Genomic DNA, 18,018 nt, shown 5'->3' with positions numbered 1-18,018 from the left:
CCATAGACACCTCGGGAAAATAAAGCGTGAAGTATATGAGGGCGACTGAATTTTACAAAATGTTCACCGCGGTCAATACCGCAGCTTTTCGCGGTCGCGCCACCCTGCGCCCCAGTACTTCAGGTCGGCCATGGACTGGAGCGCCACCTCTTCCGACGCTTCCTGGCGCAAGACCTGCCTACCGTTTTCGATTTCCACGCGCACATACCGCGTCTGGCCCGCCGCCAGCGGCACGCTCAGCGGCACGCTCAGCGGCACGCTCAGCGGCACGCTCAGCGGCACGCTCAGCGCCCCGCTCTGGCTGGTTCGCTCCGCGAGCGCCAGCGACACCGTGCCTGCCGGCCGGTCCAAGAAGAAGAACCGGGCAGGCTTGGAACGGCCCACCTTGCGCCCGTCCACCATGATGGCCGGTTCGGCGGCGGCCTCGCCCGCGGCAGAGGCAAGCTGGTAGAAATAGAGCCGGCCGTTCTGGGGCTCCAAGGGCGGGATCTTCGCAGCCACGTCCGCATAACGGGGACCGGCGCAACCCGCCAACAGCAGCGCGGCGCCCGCCGCGGCAAGCATCAACTTGGCCCAGTTCTTCATGATTCGCCCTTAGGTGGATAAGCTGCAGGCGCCCGTTGCGCGCTGCTGAAGCTCGTGATCGCCGCAGTATAAACGGGGTCAGTCCACGAAAACAGCCGGAAATTCCCGCGTCAGCGGGGATGGCCCCGCAGCGCCTGACGGCGTTGCTCGAACAGGCAGATAGCCGCCGCTGCCCCGACATTCAGCGATTCGACGGCCGCCATGTCATGGGGGATGCGCACCTTGAGGCGAGCCGCATCCAGCAATGCCGCCGCGACCCCCTGGCCCTCGTGTCCGAAGACCCAGGCGCACTGCGCAGGCAGGCTGCCTTCGTACAGGTCCTGGGCGCCGTCCAGCGCAGTAGCCACCAAGGGCACGTGCAGATGCGGCAGCAACCCGGCCAGGTCTACGTGCTCATGGATCGCCAGCGCGAAATGCGCGCCCTGGCCGCTGCGCACCACCTTGGGCGACCAGGCGGCCGCCGTGCCCGTCGCCAGGAACACGCGCTTCACACCCGCCGCCGCGCAGGTGCGCAACAAGGTGCCGACGTTTCCGGGGTCCTGGATGCGATCGAACAGCACGCAATTCTCGGCCACGACGGACGGCAGCTCCGGCGCCGGCGGTGTCACCACGAAGGCGACGCCCTGCCCGCTTTCCACGCTGGCCACCGCCTGCATCAGGCGAGCGTCCAGCGCCAGGCAGCGCGCATCCGGCACGGCGGCCGCCAGCGCGGCGATATCGGGCTGGGAAAGTCGGTCAACGTCGAAGACGGCCTGGTCAGGCACGCCATGATGCTGCAGCCAGGCTTGGCACAGGTGCACCCCGTCCAGCAGCACGGGCGCGCCGCGCTTGCCCGCCGCCCCTGCCAGCTTGGCCAGCGCCTTGACCGCGGGATTGTCGCGGGAACTGATGTGCTTCATGAGACCAGGCCGAAAGCCTTGATGGGAGCGAAACTGCGGCGATGCTCGGCGCAAGGGCCGTGTTCGCGCAGCAACTGCAAATGCAGCGCCGTGCCGTATCCCTTGTGCTGGTCGAACGCGTATTGCGGATACAGCGCGTGCAGACGCATCAGGTCGGCGTCGCGCGCGGTCTTGGCCAGGATGGATGCGGCGGAGATCGCCGGCACCAGGGCGTCGCCCTTGATGACGGTCTGCACCGTGCAGGTCAGCTTGGGCGCCTGGTTGCCGTCCACCAACGCCAGCTGCGCAGGCACGGACAGGCCCTGGACGGCCCGCTGCATCGCCAGCATGGTGGCGCGCAGGATATTCAAGGAATCGATCTCCCCCACGCTGGCGCTGGCAACGCACCAGGCCAACGCGCGTTCCTGGATCAGCAACGCCAGCGCTTCGCGCGTAGCGGCCTTCAGCACCTTTGAATCGGCCAGCCCCTCAACGGGCCTGGCGGGGTCCAGGATGACCGCCGCCGCGTACACGGCGCCCGCCAGCGGGCCGCGGCCCGCCTCGTCGACGCCGGCCGTCACCAGGGCGGGCTGCTCAGGCGCCGCGAACAGGTCAGGCTGCTCCACCGGAGACCTCCAGGATCGCCTGTGCGGCCAGGGCTGGCGTGTCGCGCAGCAATTCCTGGTGCATGGCGGTAAAGCGGGCCTCGACGCGCGCGATCAGCGCATCGTCGGTCAGCGACGCCCAGGTCGCCTCGGCCAGCTTTTCGGGCGTGGCGTCGTCCTGCAGAAGCTCGGGCACCGCGAAGTCGCGCAACAGCACGTTCGGCAACCCCACCCAAGGCAGGTAAGGCCGCTGCTGGCCGGACTTCCAGGACATGATCCGGCGCATCCAGGGCGACAGCACGTACGAAATGACCATGGGCCGCTTATACAGCGCTGTCTCCAGCGTGGCGGTGCCGCTGGCCACCAGCACCGCGTTGGCAGCCTCCATGACGGACCATGCCACCGGCGCCTTGCGGTCGCCGCCCGCGCCGTGCAGGTCGTCCGCCGTGATGCAGCGCAAGCCGGGCACCGGGTGTTCCGCCAGAATGGCCTGGAATTCCGCGCGCCGCTGGTCGTTGACCATGGGCACGACGCATTGCAGGGCCGGGTCCTTTTTCAGCAGCCGTTGCGCAGCCTGCAGGAAACGGGGCGCCAGCAGCCGGATCTCGGACGACCGGCTACCCGGCAGGATCGCCAGCACGCGCGCGTCCTGGTCGATGCCCAGCCGCTCGCGTGCAGCGGCACGGTCGGGTTCCATCGGAATGGCGCCGGCCAACGGGTGGCCCACGTACGTGACCGGAATGCCTTCCTTGCGGTAGATCTCTTCCTCGAACGGGAACAGCACCAGCATGTGCGACACCGATTCGCGGATCTTATGGATGCGTTCGTAGCGCCACGCCCAAATGGAGGGGCCGACGAAGTGCACCGTGGGCGTGCCCGCCAGGCGCAGCTGGTGCTCCAGCCTCAGGTTGAAATCGGGCGCATCGATGCCGACGAACACAGCGGGCGGCTCGGCCAGCCAGCGGCGCTTGACGTCGCGATACGTGCCCAGCAGGCTGGGCAGCCGCTTCAAGGCGTCGACATAGCCGAACACGGTCAGCGCATGCATGGGATGCCACGCATCGAAATCGCGGGCCTGCATCTGCGGCCCGCCGATGCCTTCACAGCGCACGTCCGCATCTCGCGCTTGCAGACCGGCAATGATGCGCCCGGCCAGCAAGTCGCCCGAAGGCTCGCCGGCCACCATGCCGATCCGCGTACTCATGGACGAATGATGCCGCGCGATGCGACGTCAAGGAAATCCAGCAGCGTTTGCAGATGCTCGGCCGCCTCGGGGACTTCTTGCTGGCGCTTGCGCAGTTCAGCCCGTGCCGCGTCCAGCGGCAAACCGCGGCGGTACATGACCTTGTAGGCTTCGCGCAGCGCGGAAATCATCACCGGGGTAAAGCCCCGGCGCTTCAGGCCTTCGACGTTGATGCCCACCGGACGGCACGGGTTGCCGGCGGCCAGCACGAACGGCGGCGAGTCCTGCATCAGCGAACTATTGCCGCCCGTCATGCTGTGCGCGCCCACGCGCGAGAACTGGTGCACGCCGGTCAGGCCGCCGATGATCGCCCAGTCGCCCACGTGGACGTGGCCGCCCAGCTGCACGGAATTCGCCAGGATCGTGTGGTTGCCGATGTGGCAGTCGTGCGCGACGTGCACATAAGCCATGATCCAGTTGTCATTGCCCAGCGTCGTCTCGCCGCCATCCTGCGTCGTTCCGGTGTTCAGCGTGACGAATTCGCGCACCGTGTTGCCGTCGCCGATCGTCAGGCGCGTCTTCTCGCCCGCGTACTTCTTGTCCTGCGGCATGCCGCCGATGGAGCAGTAGCGGTAGAAGCGGTTGTTGCGCCCGATGCTCGTGACACCGTCGACCATGCAGTACGGGCCGATTTCGCTGCCCGCGCCGATGGTCACATCAGGCCCCACCACCGCGAACGGTCCGATCACGGCGGTCGGGTCGATTTTTGCCGCCGGATCCACGACAGCGGTAGGATGGATATGTCCTGCCATTTACTCTTCCAGGCTGCGAATCGCGCACATCAGCTTGGCGGACGCCACTTCCTGTCCGTCGACTGTTGCGCGCGCGGCATATTTACAGATGCTGCGGCTCAGGCGTTCGGCTTCGACTTCGATGCGCAACTGGTCGCCCGGCACGACGGGGCGGCGGAAGCGCGCGCCATCGATGCCGACCAGGTAGTACGCCGTCTTGGTGCCTTCGCACTTCAGCCCGCCATTTTCGTCGGTGAACGAAAACAGAGCCGAGGCTTGCGCCATGGCTTCGACGATGAGCACGCCCGGCATCACCGGATGATGAGGAAAGTGGCCGTTGAAAAACGGCTCGTTGATCGAGACATTCTTGATGGCGACAATGGATTTGCCAGGCACCATTTCAACGACGCGATCAATCAGCAGCATCGGATAACGATGCGGCAGCCTCTCCATGATCCCCTTGATGTCGAGTTCCATTTTTCTATGCTTTCCTGCGATATGAAATAATTTTGGCGCGTGCGCGCCAGGGCGGCAACCGCGCGCCCTAGTCTTTTTCCAGCGTCCGCACGCGGCGGCGCAGTTGCGCCAACTGTTGTATCACGGCTGCGTTGCGCTGCCATTCGCCATGCTCCGCATACGGGAACACCCCGGTATAGCGGCCAGGCTTCGAAATGCTGGACGTCACCGCAGTGCCGCCCGATATGTGTACGTCGTCGGTCAGGCTCAAGTGGCCCGACAGCATCGCCGCGCCGCCGATGGTGCAGCGTTCGCCGATCGAGGTCGATCCCGCGATGCCGACGCATGCCGCCACGGCGGTATGTGCGCCGATGCGCACGTTGTGCGCCACCATGATCTGGTTGTCCAGCTTGACGCCGTCCGCCACCACGGTGTCGTCCAGGGCACCGCGGTCAATCGTGGTGTTGGCCCCGATTTCGACATCGGCACCGACGGTCACGCCGCCCAACTGGGGAATCTTGCCCCAGGCGCCCTTGCCCAGCGTCGGATCCGGCGCAAAGCCGAATCCATCCGCGCCCAGCACGGCGCCACTGTGGATGATCGCCCGGGCGCCGACCTTCACGCCTTCATACAGCGTGACATGCGCGTGCAGGCGGCTTCCCGCCCCGACGGACGAGCCCGCGCCGATGACGCAGCCTGGCCCCAGGATGGTATCCCGGCCGATGCGCGCACCGGCTTCCACGACGCAATTGGGGCCGATACGCACGCCTTCCTCGATCACCGCGTCGGGCGCGACCACCGCCGAAGGATGCGTGGCGGCAGGCTGCGCAGGCCGGCGGGCGGCATCGAACCATTGCGCCACGCGGGCGTAAAGCAGATAGGGATGTTTACAGACGACCAGCGCGAACGGCGGCCGGGCAGCCCCCTCGGCTTCCAGGGCTTCGGCAACGTCGGCCGAGACGATGACCGCCCCCGCCTGCGTGGTGCCAAGCTGGCTCTGGTAGCGGGGATTGGCCAGGAAAGCGAGTTCCTGGCTGCCTGCCGAAGACAGGGTCCCGATGCCGCAGACCCGCAGGGGGTCCGCGCCGGGAGCCGTGCTGATACGCCAGTCCATTCCCTGGGTGTCGGCAGCGCTCAACAGTGCTTCAAGTGTCGGCGCGCGGGCAAGATCCAGTAAAACCGGCATAACTCGACGGGTACTGCTTACTTGCCCAGGCTCTGAATCACCTTGTCGGTGATATCGATGCGCGGGTTGACCGTCACGGCGTCCTGGATGATCAGGTCGTAGCTTTCTTGCTCGGCGATACGCTTGATGGCCTCGTTGGCCTTCGTCACGATGCCCGAGAACTCTTCATTGCGGCGGCGGTTGAAGTCTTCCTGGAATTCGCGACGCTTGCGTTGCAGGTCGGTGTCCAGGTTCGACAGTTCACGCTGGCGCTTGACGCGGTCCGACTCCGACAGGACAGGCGCGTCCTTGTCGAACTTTTCGGCTTGCGAACGCAGGCTGTTGTTCAGGCGCTGGAGTTCGTCGTCACGCTTCTTGAATTCAGCTTCGATCTTGCTTTGCGCCGTCTTGGCCGGGCCCGATTCACGCAAAATCCGCTCGGTGTTGACGAAGCCGATCTTGGTGTTTTGAGCTTGCGCGGGAATCGCGGCAGCCGAACCGAGAATGAGCGCACCCACCAGGGCAATGGAGCCGCCCAGCTTGCCACGGCGCTTCGCGCCCGGCGTATTCGATGATTTAAGTGCGAAATCAGACATCATGAAAATCTCACCTTCCAGTAAGGCAAAGCCAAAGTGTGTATTGTGCCACTAAACAGCAAGGGAGCCGGTCCAGCGGGCCTCCCCCTTGTTTTCAAGCGTAACGGCCTGCTTAGAAACCCGTCCCGATCTGGAACTGGAAGCTTTGCTTGTCGTCACCCGCCTTGGAGTTGAGCGGACGGGCGTAAGACAGTTGCAGCGGACCCATCGGCGACTGCCACGACAGGCCGACACCGGCCGAGAAGCGCCAGCCGCAAGGATCGTCGACCTCGGTGTTGTTACGACCGCGGGTGCAGCTCAAGCCGCTGCCCGCCGCCACCTGGCCCGCGTCGCTGAAGATGAACCAGCGTAGCGTGCGGTCTTTCGAGGCGCCCGGGAACGGCAGGTACAACTGCGCGTTGGCGATCATGCGGCGCGTGCCGCCCAGATAATCGCCCGTGAGCGTATCGCGCGGACCCAGCGACGACCCTTCGTAGCCGCGAACGGTGCCGATACCGCCGGCATAGACGTTCTTGATGATCGGGTAGTTCTTGCTGCCGTAGCTGCGGCCCCAATCCACCATGCCGTTCAAGGCCAGGGTGTAGGAACCGCCCAGCGGCACGAAATACTGCTGCTGGCCGGTCAACATGGTGTATTGCAGGTCGACCGTGGACACGTCGGCCTTCAGGCGGGTGTACGAGCCCTTGGTCGGGGCCAGCGCGCTGTCGCGCGTATCGTTGGACCAGCCCGTGCTGAAGATCACCGAGTTCGTCGAATCGCCGTATTGGCCGACGAAGTCCCTGTAGGCCTGCGGCGAATTCGTGAACAGGTCGATCTGGTTGTGTTCGAAGTTCGCGCCCAGGAAGATCCGGTCGTATTCCGAAATCGGAATACCGAAGTTCATGCCCAGGCCGAGCGCCTTGACGCGATAGTCGCCGTCGTTGTTGTTCCAGGGTTCGGTCACACGGTAGTACGCGGACGTCGTGCGGCTGATGCCGTCCTTGGTCCAGTACGGATCGGTGTGCGACAGCACGATCGCGCGGTTCGTCTTGCTGGTGTTCAACTGCAGCGTCAGGTTGGTGCCGCTGCCGAAAACGTTGTCTTCGCTGATGCCGGCCGACAGAATCGCCTTTTCGGACGAGCCGTAGCCCACGCCCAGGTTGATCATGCCGGTGGGCTTTTCCTTCACGTCGACGTTCACGTCGACCTGGTCGGGCGAACCCGGAACCGGATCAGTCTTGACGTTGACGTCGCTGAAGTAGCCCAGACGATCGACGCGGTCGCGCGAGGTCTTGATGTCCTTGGCGTCGTACCAGGCGGCTTCCTGCTGGCGCATTTCGCGGCGCACGACTTCGTCGCGCGTGCGGGTGTTGCCGCCGATCTGGATGCGGCGCACGTAGACGCGGCGGCTCGGGTCGACGTAGAACGTCAAGTCGGCTTCGTGCTTGGCGCGATCCAGCTGCGGGTTCGGGTTCACGTTGGCGAACGCGTAGCCCAGTTCACCCAGGTAGTCCGTGATGGCTTTGGCCGAATCGTTGGCCTTGGCGGCCGAGAACGTCTCGTTCGGCTTGGTCTGCACCAGCGCGTTGATTTCCTTGTCCAGGCCGAGCAGGTTGCCGGCCAGTTTCACGCTGCGCACCTTGTAGGGCTCGCCTTCGTGAACGGTGATCGTGATGCGGATGTCTTTGCGGTCGGGTGAAATCGTGACCTGCGGGGGCTCGACCGAGAACTCCAGGTAACCCTGGTCCAGGTAGAACGAGCGCAGACGCTCCAGATCGCCTTCGAGCTTTTCGCGCGAGTACTTGTCGGTATCGGTGTACCAGGTCAGCCAGCCCGGCGTCGTCAGCTTGAACTCGTCAAGCAGGTCGCTTTCGGAGAAGGCCTTGTTGCCGACGAAACGGATTTCCTGGATGCGGGCGACCGAACCTTCGAACACGTCGAAGCTCACGCCGACGCGGTTGCGCGGCAGCGGGGTCACGGTGGACGTCACTTCGACGCCGTACTTGCCCTTGGACAGGTATTGCTGCTTCAGTTCGTATTCGGCGCGCTCAAGCATCGAACGGTCGAAAATGCGGCCTTCGGCGAATCCCACCTGCCCAAGCGAGGTGGTGATGGCCTTGGAATCGAATTCGCGCATGCCGTTGAAGTTGACGGAGGCGATCGTCGGGCGTTCCTGCACGACCACGACGACCACGTTATTGTCCGTCTGGATCTGCACGTCGGTGAAGAAACCCGTGCCGTACAGGCGGCGGATCGCTTCGGTCGCTTCTTCTTCCGTGAACTTTTCGCCGACCTTGACGGGCAGATAGCCGAACACCGTGCCGGCGTCAGTCCGTTGAATACCCTCTACGCGGATATCCCGCACGACAAAAGGGTCGAAGGCTTGGGCCATGGCCGGCAGCAGCAATGCGGCGATCAGACCCGGCAGTACACCCTTTTTGTGATGAAACATCCGGCGAAAAGACATCCAGTATCCTCGGTCGTGCAAATGGCGGGGGATTTTATGCTAAATCGCGTTCAAGTGAACAAACGCGTGAAATCGTTGAACAGCGCAAGCCCCATGAGGCCTGCCAATAAACCTATGCCGGCGCGTTGCCCGATATCGATCCACCTCGCTGGCGGCGGGCTACCCCGCACAATTTCGACGAGATAGTACAGCAGATGGCCACCATCCAGCATAGGAATGGGAAGCAAATTTAGTACGCCCAGACTGATACTGATCAAGGCGATATAGGCGATGTACGCAACAATGCCGATTCTTGCGGTCTGGCCGGCGTAATCCGCGATCGTGACGGGGCCGCTGACATTGCGCCAGGACACGTCGCCCGTCACCATGCGGCCCATCATGCGCAGCGAGAACCAAGCGGTGTCCCAGGTGCGCACGGCACCGCGCCACACGCTTTCGAAGATGCCGTAGCGCACGGTGACCATCGGGATATCGCCGCCAAGCTGCACGCCCAGGCGGCCGATTTCCTGGCCGTTGACCAATTCCGGGCGGGGCGTGACATTCAGCGAGATATTGGCGCCATCGCGCACCAGCGTCAGCGCCAACGTCTTGCCGGCGCTTTCCTGGATCTGCTTGACCAGCGCGCTGGTGTCCGGCGTGGGCTGGCCGTCCACGGCGATGACGAGGTCGCCCTGGCGCAAACCGGCCGCCTGCCCTTCCCCGCCGTCGTTGACGGCGCGCACGGCGGGCTTGGGCTGGGCCAGGCGGATGCCGGCCGCGGCCAGCGGATCGCCGCCGGAAGGGTCCATCGCGTTGGCGGGCAGGTTCAGTTCGCGCTGCTGGACGGCGCCGGCGGGCGTGCTGACTTCGATCTGAGCGCGGCCACCCGTGGCCATGACGTCCATCAGGCGCCAACGGGCGTCGGACCAGGAGCCGACTTCCTGACCGTCGATCGCCAGGATGCGGTCGCCCGCAAGCAGGCCGGCCTGCGAGGCCGGCGTCTCGGCGGCTGGCTGGGCGATGATGGCTTGCGGCTCGTCTGTGCCGGCCATGTTCAGCCCGGCATACAGGAAGACGGCGAGGATCAGGTTGAAGATCGGGCCGGCGGCGACGATAGCGATACGCTTGCCGACGGACTTGTTGTTGAACGCGCTGGCGGCCTCGGCGGCGGACGCACCGGGAGGCGGTTCGTCCTGCATCTTGACGTAGCCGCCCAGGGGCAAAGCGGAAACGGCCCATTCGGTGCCGTGGCGATCCGTGCGGCGCAGGATGACCTTGCCGAACCCTACCGAAAAGCGCAGCACTTTCACCCCGCACAGGCGGGCTACCCAATAGTGCCCCAGCTCATGGAAGATGATCAGGGAGCCAAGCGCTACCGCAAAGGCCAGCAGGGTGAAAAGCATCGGAATCGGGATCTAGAAAATCTGAAAGCAAGCGCGGCCAGCCATCAGGCCAGCCCCAGGTTACCTGCGAAGATGCGCGCCTCTGAATCCAGCGCGAGCACGTCGTCAAGACTGCCGAGCGTAACAGATGCTTGCCGCGCCTGCCACTCCAGGGAAGCCTCGATCACTCTCGGAATCCAGGTATAGGACAGCCGGCCGCCCAAAAACGCCTCGACGGCGACTTCGTTGGCGGCGTTTAGCGCCACGCAGGCGGCCTGCCCGGCCCGAAGCGCTGCAAACGACAGCGCCAGGCACGGAAATCGAGCCAGATCGGGCTTTTCGAAATCCAGGCGGCCGAGGCGGGTCAGGTCCAAGGGGCCTACCCCGCTGCCCAGCCGCTCGGGAAACCCCAGTCCGTAGGCAATCGGGGTACGCATGTCGGGTTGGCCCAACTGCGCCAGGATCGAGCCGTCGTCGTACTCGACCATCGAATGCACGACGCTTTGGGGGTGCACCACGACCTCGATGCGGTCGGCGGGCATGGCGAAGAGCCAGTGCGCTTCGATCACTTCCAGGCCCTTGTTGAGCATGGTCGCGGAATCCACCGAAATCTTGCGGCCCATGCTCCAGTTGGGATGGGCGCAGGCCTGGTCCGGCGTCACGTCCTCAAGGTCTTCCAGGTCGCGGTTGCGGAACGGGCCGCCCGACGCGGTCAGCAGCAGTCGGCGAACCCCGGGCGCCAGCGCCTCGGGCGCACCCGCCCGCCCGCCGTGCGGCATGCATTGGAAGATGGCGTTATGTTCGCTGTCGATAGGCAGCAATTCGGCGCCGTTGTCGCGGATGGCCTGCATGAAAAGCGAGCCGGCGGCGACCAACGCCTCTTTATTGGCCAGCAGCACGCGTTTGCCGCTGCGGGCGGCAGCAAGCGCCGCCGGCAAGCCGGCCGCACCCACGATTGCGGCCATGACCGAATCGCATTGCGGGTCGGCGGCCGTATCGGCCAGCGCTTGCGCGCCCACCCGGATCTCGGGCATGGGCCGGGCGCCGCCCCACGCGGCGGCAAAACGCTTGCGGGCGGCCTCGTCGGGCACCACCACCACGGCGGCGCGGCTGGCCTGGGCCTGCTCGGCCAGGCGTTCCATGCGGCTGTACGCGGACAGCGCATAAACCGCCAGCCGCTCGGGGTGGCGGGCAATCACATCCAGCGTGCTTTCACCGATCGAACCAGTCGACCCGAGCACGACGACGCGTTGAAAAGCCCTCAAAACAACACTCCAGACAAAAGTAGCGCGAACGGCGCGACGGGAAGAATCGCGTCGATGCGGTCATAGACGCCGCCGTGGCCGGGCAGCAGTGTGCTGGAATCCTTGCGGCCCGCACGGCGCTTGAGCAGCGACTCGAACAAATCGCCCACGATGGACAGCACACCCAGCAGCGCCGCGATCGGCAATGCCAGCCAGAAGCTCCAGCGCTCGACCAGGGCATGGCCGAACGAGCCCGCCCACAAGCTGGACAAGCCGATCCAGACGACGGCGCCCAACACGCCGGCGATGGCGCCTTCGATCGTCTTGCCGGGGCTGACGCGCGGAGCCAGTTTACGCTTGCCGAAGGCGCGCCCGGCGAAATAGGCGGCGATATCCGCGACCCAGACCAGCGCCAGCAGCGACACCACGAAACCCGCGCCGCGGGCCATGAACAGCTGCGCCAGGACCGCCCAGGCCGCGAACGCCGCCGGAACCGAAAACACCGACCAGCCCAGGCTGGCTGGCGCCGCGTCGGAGCGTCCGCGCACCACTGCGGCCACACCGCCGAACAGCCACACGGCGGCGACGGCCGGCACGACGTAGTACAGGACCCAGGCGGGGTCGCTCGCGCCGGTCCCGTCGCCGGTCAGCCACGCGGACGTCAGCGCCAGCATGCCGCCGAACAACAGCACGGCGACACCGACGGCGATCAGGGGGGACGGGGGTTGCGGCAGCGTCAGGCGCAGCCATTCCCAATTGGCGCACGCGGCAGCCAGGGCAAGCAAGGCGACGAACCACCAGGGATTGGCGCTGATCATCGCTGCGGCCAGAATGGCCAACAGGATGACGGCGGTAACGATACGCTGGCCCAACATATGACGGTCTCCTCGGGTGCTGCTTTGGAAAGACGCGCTTGCCGCCGTCTGCTTATTGCGCGCCGTTTTCGCTGACTTGCGCGCTGGTGCGGCCAAAGCGCCGTTCGCGGGTGCGATACCAGTCAAAAGCCGCCTGCAGCTCCGCGGCGCCGAAATCCGGCCAATAGCGGTCCGTGAAGTAGAACTCCGCGTAGGCCATCTGCCAGATCAGGAAATTGGAAATGCGCTGTTCGCCGCCCGTGCGGATGAACAGGTCGGGCTCGGGGGCCCAGGACATGGACAGGTGCCGCGCCAGGCGCGCTTCATCCACCTGTTCAGGGTGGGCGGCAAGCGCCGGTTCCGCAGCCAGCATGGCGCGGGTGGCCTGCAGGATGTCCCAACGGCCGCCGTAATTGGCCGCCACCGTCAGGTGCAGGCGGTCGTTGTGCGCGGTGCGCGCCTGAGCGGCGAAGATGAGCTCCTGCAAGCGGGGCTCGAACGCGCTCAGGTCGCCGATCACGTGCAGCCGCACGCCCTGCTCGTCCAGCTTGCCGATCTCGCGCTCCAGCGCCTGCACGAACAGGCGCATCAACAGCGACACCTCTTCGGCGGGCCGGCGCCAATTCTCGGAACTGAACGCAAACAGGGTCAGGTAGCGCACGCCGGCGCGGCCGCAGGCCTCGACGACGCGGCGCACTGCCTGCACGCCCTTGGCGTGCCCGGCCGTGCGCGGCAGCAACCGACGCGTTGCCCACCGGCCATTGCCATCCATGATGATGGCGACGTGCTCGGGGATATCGCGAGTATCGGGAACCGCCTGGGTCGAACTGGTTGCCATGGATTGGGGACTGCGCGGAAAACCGGCGAAATCAGAAATACGGGAGAAAAACCTGCGCCGTCGTTCCATCGCTGCTGCATGAAGGTGCTGCGGGGCAATGGAAAGGACGGCGCATAGGCAAGGAATCCTGACGCCGGAGCGAAACGGCCAAGCCGTCCGCCCCAGGGCGATCCAGAATTATACGGTCATGATTTCCGCTTCTTTCTGGACGACCATCTTGTCGATGTCGGCCACGGCGCGATCGGTCAGCTTCTGGACGTCGTCCTGCGAACGACGTTCGTCGTCCTCGGAGATCTCTTTGTCCTTGACCAGCTTCTTCAATGCTTCGTTCGCTTCACGGCGCAGGTTGCGCACGGCGATCTTGGCATCTTCACCTTCGCTGCGCACGACCTTGGTGAGGTCGCGGCGGCGCTCTTCCGTCAGGGCCGGCATCGGCACGCGGATGGTGTCGCCCATCGAGATGGGGTTCAGGCCCAGGTCCGATTCGCGGATGGCCTTTTCGATCGGGCCGGCCATGTGCTTTTCGTAGGGCTGCACGCTGATGGTGCGGGCGTCCACGAGATTCACGTTGGCGACCTGGCCGACCGGTACCGGCGAACCGTAATACTCGACCTGCACGTGATCCAGGATGCCGGTATGGGCGCGGCCCGTACGGATCTTGCCCAGGTTGATCTTGAGCGTATCAAGCGACTTGGACATCCTGTCTTCGGCGGATTTGCGAATTTCTGCGGCGCTCATGGAATTTCCTTTTCTTTAAACGTGTACCAACGTGCCTTCGTCTTCGCCGCTGACGACTCGCTTGAGCGCGCCGGACTTATTGATCGAAAACACTTTGATCGGCAGTTTCTGGTCACGGCACAGCGCGAACGCGGTGGCGTCCATGACTTCCAGACGGCGCACGATCGCTTCATCGAAGCTGATGCGCGCATAGCGCGTAGCGGTGGGATCCTTGTTGGGATCCGCGCTATAGATGCCGTCCACTTTGGTGGCCTTCAACACGATCTCAGCACCGATTTCGGCACCGCGGAGCGCGGCGGCGGTATCGGTGGTGAAGAAGGGGTTGCCCGTGCCCGCGGCGAAAATGACGACCTTGCCCTCTTCGAGGTAACGCAAGGCCTTCGGGCGGATGTAGGGCTCAACGACCTGATCGATGTTCAGGGCGGATTGTACGCGGGTGTCGATGCCCTTGTGCTTGAGCGCGTCTTGCAGCGCCAGCGCGTTCATGATGGTGGCCATCATGCCCATGTAGTCTGCGGTGGCGCGGTCCATGCCCTGCGCACCCGGGGCGACGCCACGGAAAATATTACCTCCGCCGATGACGATGGCCAGTTCGACGCCCGTGGCGGCGACTTCGGCGATCTCATCGGTCATGCGGACGATGGTGGCGCGATTGATGCCAAATGCATCATCGCCCATCAGCGCCTCGCCGGAAAGTTTGAGAAGAACCCGTTTGTATGCTCTGCTGCTCATAGGTGATATCCCGAAGAACAATCCGACGAAAGTGTAAGACAAGAATGGGGAGCCCTGCGGCGAAAAAGGCCGGACTAGAATTTAATCTAGTGCCGGCCTTTAAGCACTACCCCGAGGTCAGGCGGCGCCGGCGGCGGCTGCGGCAACCTCAGCAGCGAAGTCGCTGGTCTTTTTCTCAATACCTTCGCCGACAACGAACAGCACGAACTTGCTGATCGAAGCGCCCTTTTCCTTCAGGTGCTGTTCGACCGTGTGCTTGTCGCTCTTGACGAACGGTTGCGACAACAGCGTCACTTCCTTCAGGAACTTGGCAACCGAACCTTCAACCATCTTGGCGACGATTTCGGCGGGCTTGCCCGATTCCGCGGCCTTCTGCTCGGCAACCGAGCGCTCGGCGGCGATGTCGGCCGGGTTCACACCGTCGGCGTTCAGGGCCTTGGGCTTGGTGGCGGCGATGTGCATCGCCAGGTCCTTGCCCACTTCTTCGGCGCCGGTGTATTCCACCAGCACGCCGATCTTGCCGCCGTGCACGTAGCTGGCCAGCGAATTCGGGGTCTGGATGCGCTCGAAGCGGCGGATCGAGATGTTCTCGCCGATCTTGCCGATCAGGGCGGTGCGGGTCGTTTCAACCGTACCGTCGCCGTAGGGCAGCGCCGACAGAGCGGCCACGTCGGCCGGGTTCTGCGTGGCGACCAGTTCGGCCAGCTTGTTCACGAAGCCGACGAAATCGTCGTTCTTGGCGACGAAGTCGGTTTCGCAGTTGATTTCGATCACGGCGCCTTGCTTGGCGTCGGCGGAGATGAACAGACCGATCAGGCCCTCGGCGGTGACGCGGGCAGCGGCCTTGCTGGCCTTGTTGCCCAGCTTGACGCGCAGGATTTCCTCGGCGCGAACCAGGTCGCCTTCGGCTTCCGTCAGGGCCTTCTTGCACTCCATCATGGGCGCGTCGGTCTTCTCGCGCAGTTCCTTGACCAGGGCAGCGGTAATTTCAGCCATGTTTGCTCCAATTTTGCTAAGACACGCCCCGGCTCGCCGGGGCAGTGATTTGATTCGATGGGACGCCCGCGTTTCGCGGGTTCGGAAGATGGGAGCCCACCTTCGCAGCGCCGGCGAGGCGGGAGCGGACCTTGTTCAGAGCCGCTCCCAGACACTAACCGCCGGACATGACAGCAGGCTTTAAGCCTGGTTGTCCTGCACTTCGACGAACTCTTCCTGACCTTCGCCCTGCTCTTCGACCAGACCGTTCAGGTTCTGTTCGCGGCCTTCCAGCACGGCGTCGGCGATGCCCTTGGCGTACAGCGCGATGGCCTTGGCCGAGTCGTCGTTGCCGGGGATGACGTAGTCGATGCCGTCGGGCGAGTGGTTGGTGTCAACCACGGCGACCACGGGGATGCCCAGCGTCTTGGCTTCGGCGATGGCGATCTTGTGGTAGCCGACGTCGATGACGAACATGGCGTCGGGCAGACCGTTCATGTCCTTGATGCCGCCGATCGACTTGTTCAGTTTGTCCAGTTCGCGTTGGAACAGCAGGCCTTCCTTCTTGATCATGCGCTCAGCGCCGCCGTCGGCGACGATGACTTCCATGTCCTTCAGGCGCTTGACCGAGGTCTTGACCGTCTTGAAGTTGGTCAGCATGCCGCCGAGCCAGCGGGCGTCGACGAAGGGCATGCCGCAACGGGCGGCTTCGGAAGCGACCAGATCGCGCGCAGCGCGCTTGGTGCCGACAAACAGGATGTTGCCGCCGCGAGCAGCCAGCTGCTTCACGAACTTGGTGGCTTCCTGGTACTTATCAACCGTCTTTTCCAGGTTGATGATGTGAATCTTGTTGCGGTGGCCGAAGATGTACTGAGCCATCTTGGGGTTCCAGTAACGGGTCTGGTGACCAAAGTGGACACCCGCTTCCAGCATTTCGCGCATCAAAGACATGTAATTCTCCAAGGGTTGATTTCTTGCGCCGCACCTGCATCAGCATCTGGCTGACACCCTGGGTGGTGTTGCGCGCGATTTCCCGCAACACGCGGGATGGACAAAATTTTAACCGGGCCGACCGATCACTGCCGCAATAAACCTACTGCTTCCGCGATAAACCCAGACGGCCGCCACGACGAGAGCCTTGCACTGCACGCTTGCATTGCGCTGATCCAGACACTCCAGGAATTTCCTGGAAGTTTCCGGCGGTTTCCCGCTCAGCGCACCCGGACTTGTTTTGTTGGCAGCGAAATCCAGCTCTTCGCATGGAGGCATTGCTGCCACCTCAGGCCTTACAGCCCTCTTGCGCATCAGACCGCCGGGGCATTTCTTAAGAAAACAATAACGTTTTCAAGAACTTAATCCGACATCCATACCGAACCTGCATCGCCGCTCTAAAACATGACCGGGATTACAAGCACGCCGTGCCCCAGCTTCGCTGGCCTCGAACTTCCCCGCACGCACCTGCCGGCACCTACCCGCGACACCCCTCCCAGCACCTGACGGCCTGCCCGATTTCGCTCCACAACCTTCGCTTGCGGTGAAACTTCAGGACCTGCCGCCGATCTCATGAGACGGGCGAGCTTGTGACGGTACCGGCTGATCCGTGTTGGGCCGTTTTTGGCCACACCACCTGGAATCGACTCTTGCCGTAACCCGATTGCTCCCCAAAATTTTAGGGAAGCCTATAATTCTACTATTCTTTCAAGCAGACATTCAAGCGAGAGATCGTCAAGTTACTCCATGGGCACAATTACCAACCCGGCCGACCTGGCCAAGATGCGCGCCGCCTGCCAGGACGCCGCCAAAGTCCTCGATTTCATCACCCCCCACGTGAAGCCGGGTGTAACAACCGGTGAGCTTGACCGCCTCTGTCTGGAATACCTGACTGACGAACTGAAGGTGAAGTCCGCCACCGTCGGCTACGCGCCGCCCGGCTACCCGCCCTTCACCGGCGCCATCTGCACGTCCGTGAACCACCAGGTCTGCCACGGCATCCCGGGTGACAAGGTGCTGAAGAACGGCGATTCGCTGAACATCGACGTCACCATCATCAAGGACGGCTGGTTCGGCGACACGAGCCGCATGTACGCCGTGGGCGAACAATCCATCCTGTCGCGGCGCCTGACCGACATCACGTTCGAGTGCATGTGGAAAGGCATCCAGCAGGTGAAAAACGGGGCCACGTTGGGCGATGTGGGCCACGCGATCCAGAAGCATGCCGAATCCAACGGTTTTTCGGTGGTCCGCGAATTCTGCGGGCACGGCATCGGCCAGCGCTTCCATGAAGACCCCCAGGTGCTGCATTACGGCAAGCCGGGCACGGGCGTGAAATTGGTGACGGGTATGCTTTTTACCATTGAACCCATGATCAACGCCGGCCGTCGCGAGATCCGCCAGTTGTCCGACGGCTGGACGGTTGTCACCCGCGACCACAGCCTGTCGGCCCAATGGGAGCATGCTGTCTGCGTCACCGAGACCGGCTACGAAGTCCTGACCCTGTCGCCGGGCATGCCCCAGCCGCCGGCCTTCATCACCGAGCCCATCGTCATCCCCGCCGTCTGAGGCCCTGCCGCC

General features: G+C 64.1%; 18 protein-coding genes. 1 reads left to right on the top strand and 17 read right to left on the bottom strand.

Translation table 11 applies throughout. The annotated features are described in order from the left end of the window. Positions 1-72 precede the first annotated feature (72 nt). From A9973_RS01595 to rpsB, 17 genes are all read right to left on the bottom strand, one after another. Positions 73-585 (bottom strand): DUF2846 domain-containing protein, encoded by a 513-nt coding sequence (locus tag A9973_RS01595; protein WP_183012016.1) that lies wholly within the window; start codon positions 583-585, stop codon positions 73-75. A 110-nt stretch (positions 586-695) separates the two neighbouring features. Further along, the gene (locus A9973_RS01590) at positions 696-1,484 is read right to left on the bottom strand and encodes an RNA methyltransferase (protein WP_183012015.1); all 789 of its coding nucleotides are present in this window, start codon (positions 1,482-1,484) and stop codon (positions 696-698) included. Then, positions 1,481-2,089 carry a ribonuclease HII gene (gene rnhB / locus A9973_RS01585; RefSeq protein ID WP_183012014.1) on the bottom strand — a complete coding sequence of 203 codons (609 nt, stop codon included), beginning with the start codon at positions 2,087-2,089 and terminating at the stop codon, positions 1,481-1,483. The genes A9973_RS01590 and rnhB overlap by 4 nt, the downstream gene beginning before the upstream one ends. Then, positions 2,076-3,272: a lipid-A-disaccharide synthase gene (gene lpxB, locus A9973_RS01580; protein WP_183012013.1), complete on the bottom strand. Its 1,197-nt coding sequence runs from the start codon at positions 3,270-3,272 to the stop codon at positions 2,076-2,078. The genes rnhB and lpxB overlap by 14 nt, the downstream gene beginning before the upstream one ends. Further along, positions 3,269-4,063: an acyl-ACP--UDP-N-acetylglucosamine O-acyltransferase gene (gene lpxA / locus A9973_RS01575; RefSeq protein WP_183012012.1), complete on the bottom strand. Its 795-nt coding sequence runs from the start codon at positions 4,061-4,063 to the stop codon at positions 3,269-3,271. Before lpxA ends, lpxB begins: the two co-directional genes overlap by 4 nt. Next, a complete protein-coding gene (gene fabZ, locus A9973_RS01570) occupies positions 4,064-4,519 on the bottom strand; it encodes a 3-hydroxyacyl-ACP dehydratase FabZ (protein ID WP_183012011.1) in 456 nt (151 codons plus the stop codon). It abuts the gene before it with no gap. A 67-nt stretch (positions 4,520-4,586) separates the two neighbouring features. Then, positions 4,587-5,684, bottom strand: a complete 1,098-nt coding sequence (gene lpxD, locus A9973_RS01565) for a UDP-3-O-(3-hydroxymyristoyl)glucosamine N-acyltransferase (protein ID WP_183012010.1) — start codon at positions 5,682-5,684, stop codon at positions 4,587-4,589. 17 nt (positions 5,685-5,701) lie between these two features. Continuing rightward, the gene (locus tag A9973_RS01560) at positions 5,702-6,262 is read right to left on the bottom strand and encodes an OmpH family outer membrane protein (protein WP_088588327.1); all 561 of its coding nucleotides are present in this window, start codon (positions 6,260-6,262) and stop codon (positions 5,702-5,704) included. Positions 6,263-6,371: 109 nt separating this feature from the next. Next, positions 6,372-8,705: an outer membrane protein assembly factor BamA gene (gene bamA / locus A9973_RS01555; RefSeq protein WP_183012009.1), complete on the bottom strand. Its 2,334-nt coding sequence runs from the start codon at positions 8,703-8,705 to the stop codon at positions 6,372-6,374. Between the two features lie 50 nt (positions 8,706-8,755). Next, on the bottom strand, positions 8,756-10,087 hold the full coding sequence (gene rseP, locus A9973_RS01550) for an RIP metalloprotease RseP (protein WP_183012008.1): 1,332 nt from the start codon (positions 10,085-10,087) through the stop codon (positions 8,756-8,758). A 44-nt stretch (positions 10,088-10,131) separates the two neighbouring features. Further along, a complete protein-coding gene (locus tag A9973_RS01545; RefSeq protein ID WP_183012007.1) occupies positions 10,132-11,331 on the bottom strand; it encodes a 1-deoxy-D-xylulose-5-phosphate reductoisomerase in 1,200 nt (399 codons plus the stop codon). Then, positions 11,328-12,185 carry a phosphatidate cytidylyltransferase gene (locus tag A9973_RS01540; RefSeq protein ID WP_183012006.1) on the bottom strand — a complete coding sequence of 286 codons (858 nt, stop codon included), beginning with the start codon at positions 12,183-12,185 and terminating at the stop codon, positions 11,328-11,330. Before A9973_RS01540 ends, A9973_RS01545 begins: the two co-directional genes overlap by 4 nt. Positions 12,186-12,237: 52 nt before the next feature. Next, positions 12,238-13,002, bottom strand: a complete 765-nt coding sequence (gene uppS, locus A9973_RS01535; protein WP_183012005.1) for a polyprenyl diphosphate synthase — start codon at positions 13,000-13,002, stop codon at positions 12,238-12,240. A 177-nt stretch (positions 13,003-13,179) separates the two neighbouring features. Continuing rightward, positions 13,180-13,740, bottom strand: a complete 561-nt coding sequence (gene frr, locus A9973_RS01530) for a ribosome recycling factor (RefSeq protein WP_183012004.1) — start codon at positions 13,738-13,740, stop codon at positions 13,180-13,182. A 15-nt stretch (positions 13,741-13,755) separates the two neighbouring features. After that, entirely contained in the window at positions 13,756-14,472 is a 717-nt protein-coding gene (gene pyrH / locus A9973_RS01525; RefSeq protein WP_006223440.1) for a UMP kinase, read from the bottom strand. A 117-nt stretch (positions 14,473-14,589) separates the two neighbouring features. Next, on the bottom strand, positions 14,590-15,468 hold the full coding sequence (gene tsf, locus A9973_RS01520; protein WP_183012003.1) for a translation elongation factor Ts: 879 nt from the start codon (positions 15,466-15,468) through the stop codon (positions 14,590-14,592). Positions 15,469-15,648: 180 nt separating this feature from the next. Then, the gene (gene rpsB / locus A9973_RS01515) at positions 15,649-16,398 is read right to left on the bottom strand and encodes a 30S ribosomal protein S2 (RefSeq protein WP_105559721.1); all 750 of its coding nucleotides are present in this window, start codon (positions 16,396-16,398) and stop codon (positions 15,649-15,651) included. A gap of 786 nt (positions 16,399-17,184) precedes the next feature. On the opposite strand from rpsB, the gene map reads away from it, so the two are divergent. Further along, complete coding sequence (gene map / locus A9973_RS01510) at positions 17,185-18,006, top strand: type I methionyl aminopeptidase (RefSeq protein WP_183012002.1); 822 nt, start codon at positions 17,185-17,187, stop codon at positions 18,004-18,006. Positions 18,007-18,018: the final 12 nt, after the last annotated feature.

Origin of the sequence: Achromobacter sp. UMC46 (genome assembly GCF_014170335.1) — a bacterium.
Lineage (GTDB): Bacteria > Pseudomonadota > Gammaproteobacteria > Burkholderiales > Burkholderiaceae_B > Achromobacter.
This window is presented reverse-complemented; position numbering and strand designations above follow the sequence as displayed.

Coding starts and splice junctions, on each gene's coding strand:
- bamA (WP_183012009.1), bottom strand. CDS start 8,705: ATGTCTTTTCGCCGGATGTTTCATCACAAAAAGGGTGTACTGCCGGGT.
- map (WP_183012002.1), top strand. CDS start 17,185: ATGGGCACAATTACCAACCCGGCCGACCTGGCCAAGATGCGCGCCGCC.
- lpxA (WP_183012012.1), bottom strand. CDS start 4,063: ATGGCAGGACATATCCATCCTACCGCTGTCGTGGATCCGGCGGCAAAA.
- lpxD (WP_183012010.1), bottom strand. CDS start 5,684: ATGCCGGTTTTACTGGATCTTGCCCGCGCGCCGACACTTGAAGCACTG.
- pyrH (WP_006223440.1), bottom strand. CDS start 14,472: ATGAGCAGCAGAGCATACAAACGGGTTCTTCTCAAACTTTCCGGCGAG.
- uppS (WP_183012005.1), bottom strand. CDS start 13,002: ATGGCAACCAGTTCGACCCAGGCGGTTCCCGATACTCGCGATATCCCC.
- tsf (WP_183012003.1), bottom strand. CDS start 15,468: ATGGCTGAAATTACCGCTGCCCTGGTCAAGGAACTGCGCGAGAAGACC.
- rseP (WP_183012008.1), bottom strand. CDS start 10,087: ATGCTTTTCACCCTGCTGGCCTTTGCGGTAGCGCTTGGCTCCCTGATC.
- rpsB (WP_105559721.1), bottom strand. CDS start 16,398: ATGTCTTTGATGCGCGAAATGCTGGAAGCGGGTGTCCACTTTGGTCAC.
- A9973_RS01540 (WP_183012006.1), bottom strand. CDS start 12,185: ATGTTGGGCCAGCGTATCGTTACCGCCGTCATCCTGTTGGCCATTCTG.
- A9973_RS01590 (WP_183012015.1), bottom strand. CDS start 1,484: ATGAAGCACATCAGTTCCCGCGACAATCCCGCGGTCAAGGCGCTGGCC.
- fabZ (WP_183012011.1), bottom strand. CDS start 4,519: ATGGAACTCGACATCAAGGGGATCATGGAGAGGCTGCCGCATCGTTAT.
- A9973_RS01595 (WP_183012016.1), bottom strand. CDS start 585: ATGAAGAACTGGGCCAAGTTGATGCTTGCCGCGGCGGGCGCCGCGCTG.
- lpxB (WP_183012013.1), bottom strand. CDS start 3,272: ATGAGTACGCGGATCGGCATGGTGGCCGGCGAGCCTTCGGGCGACTTG.
- A9973_RS01560 (WP_088588327.1), bottom strand. CDS start 6,262: ATGATGTCTGATTTCGCACTTAAATCATCGAATACGCCGGGCGCGAAG.
- frr (WP_183012004.1), bottom strand. CDS start 13,740: ATGAGCGCCGCAGAAATTCGCAAATCCGCCGAAGACAGGATGTCCAAG.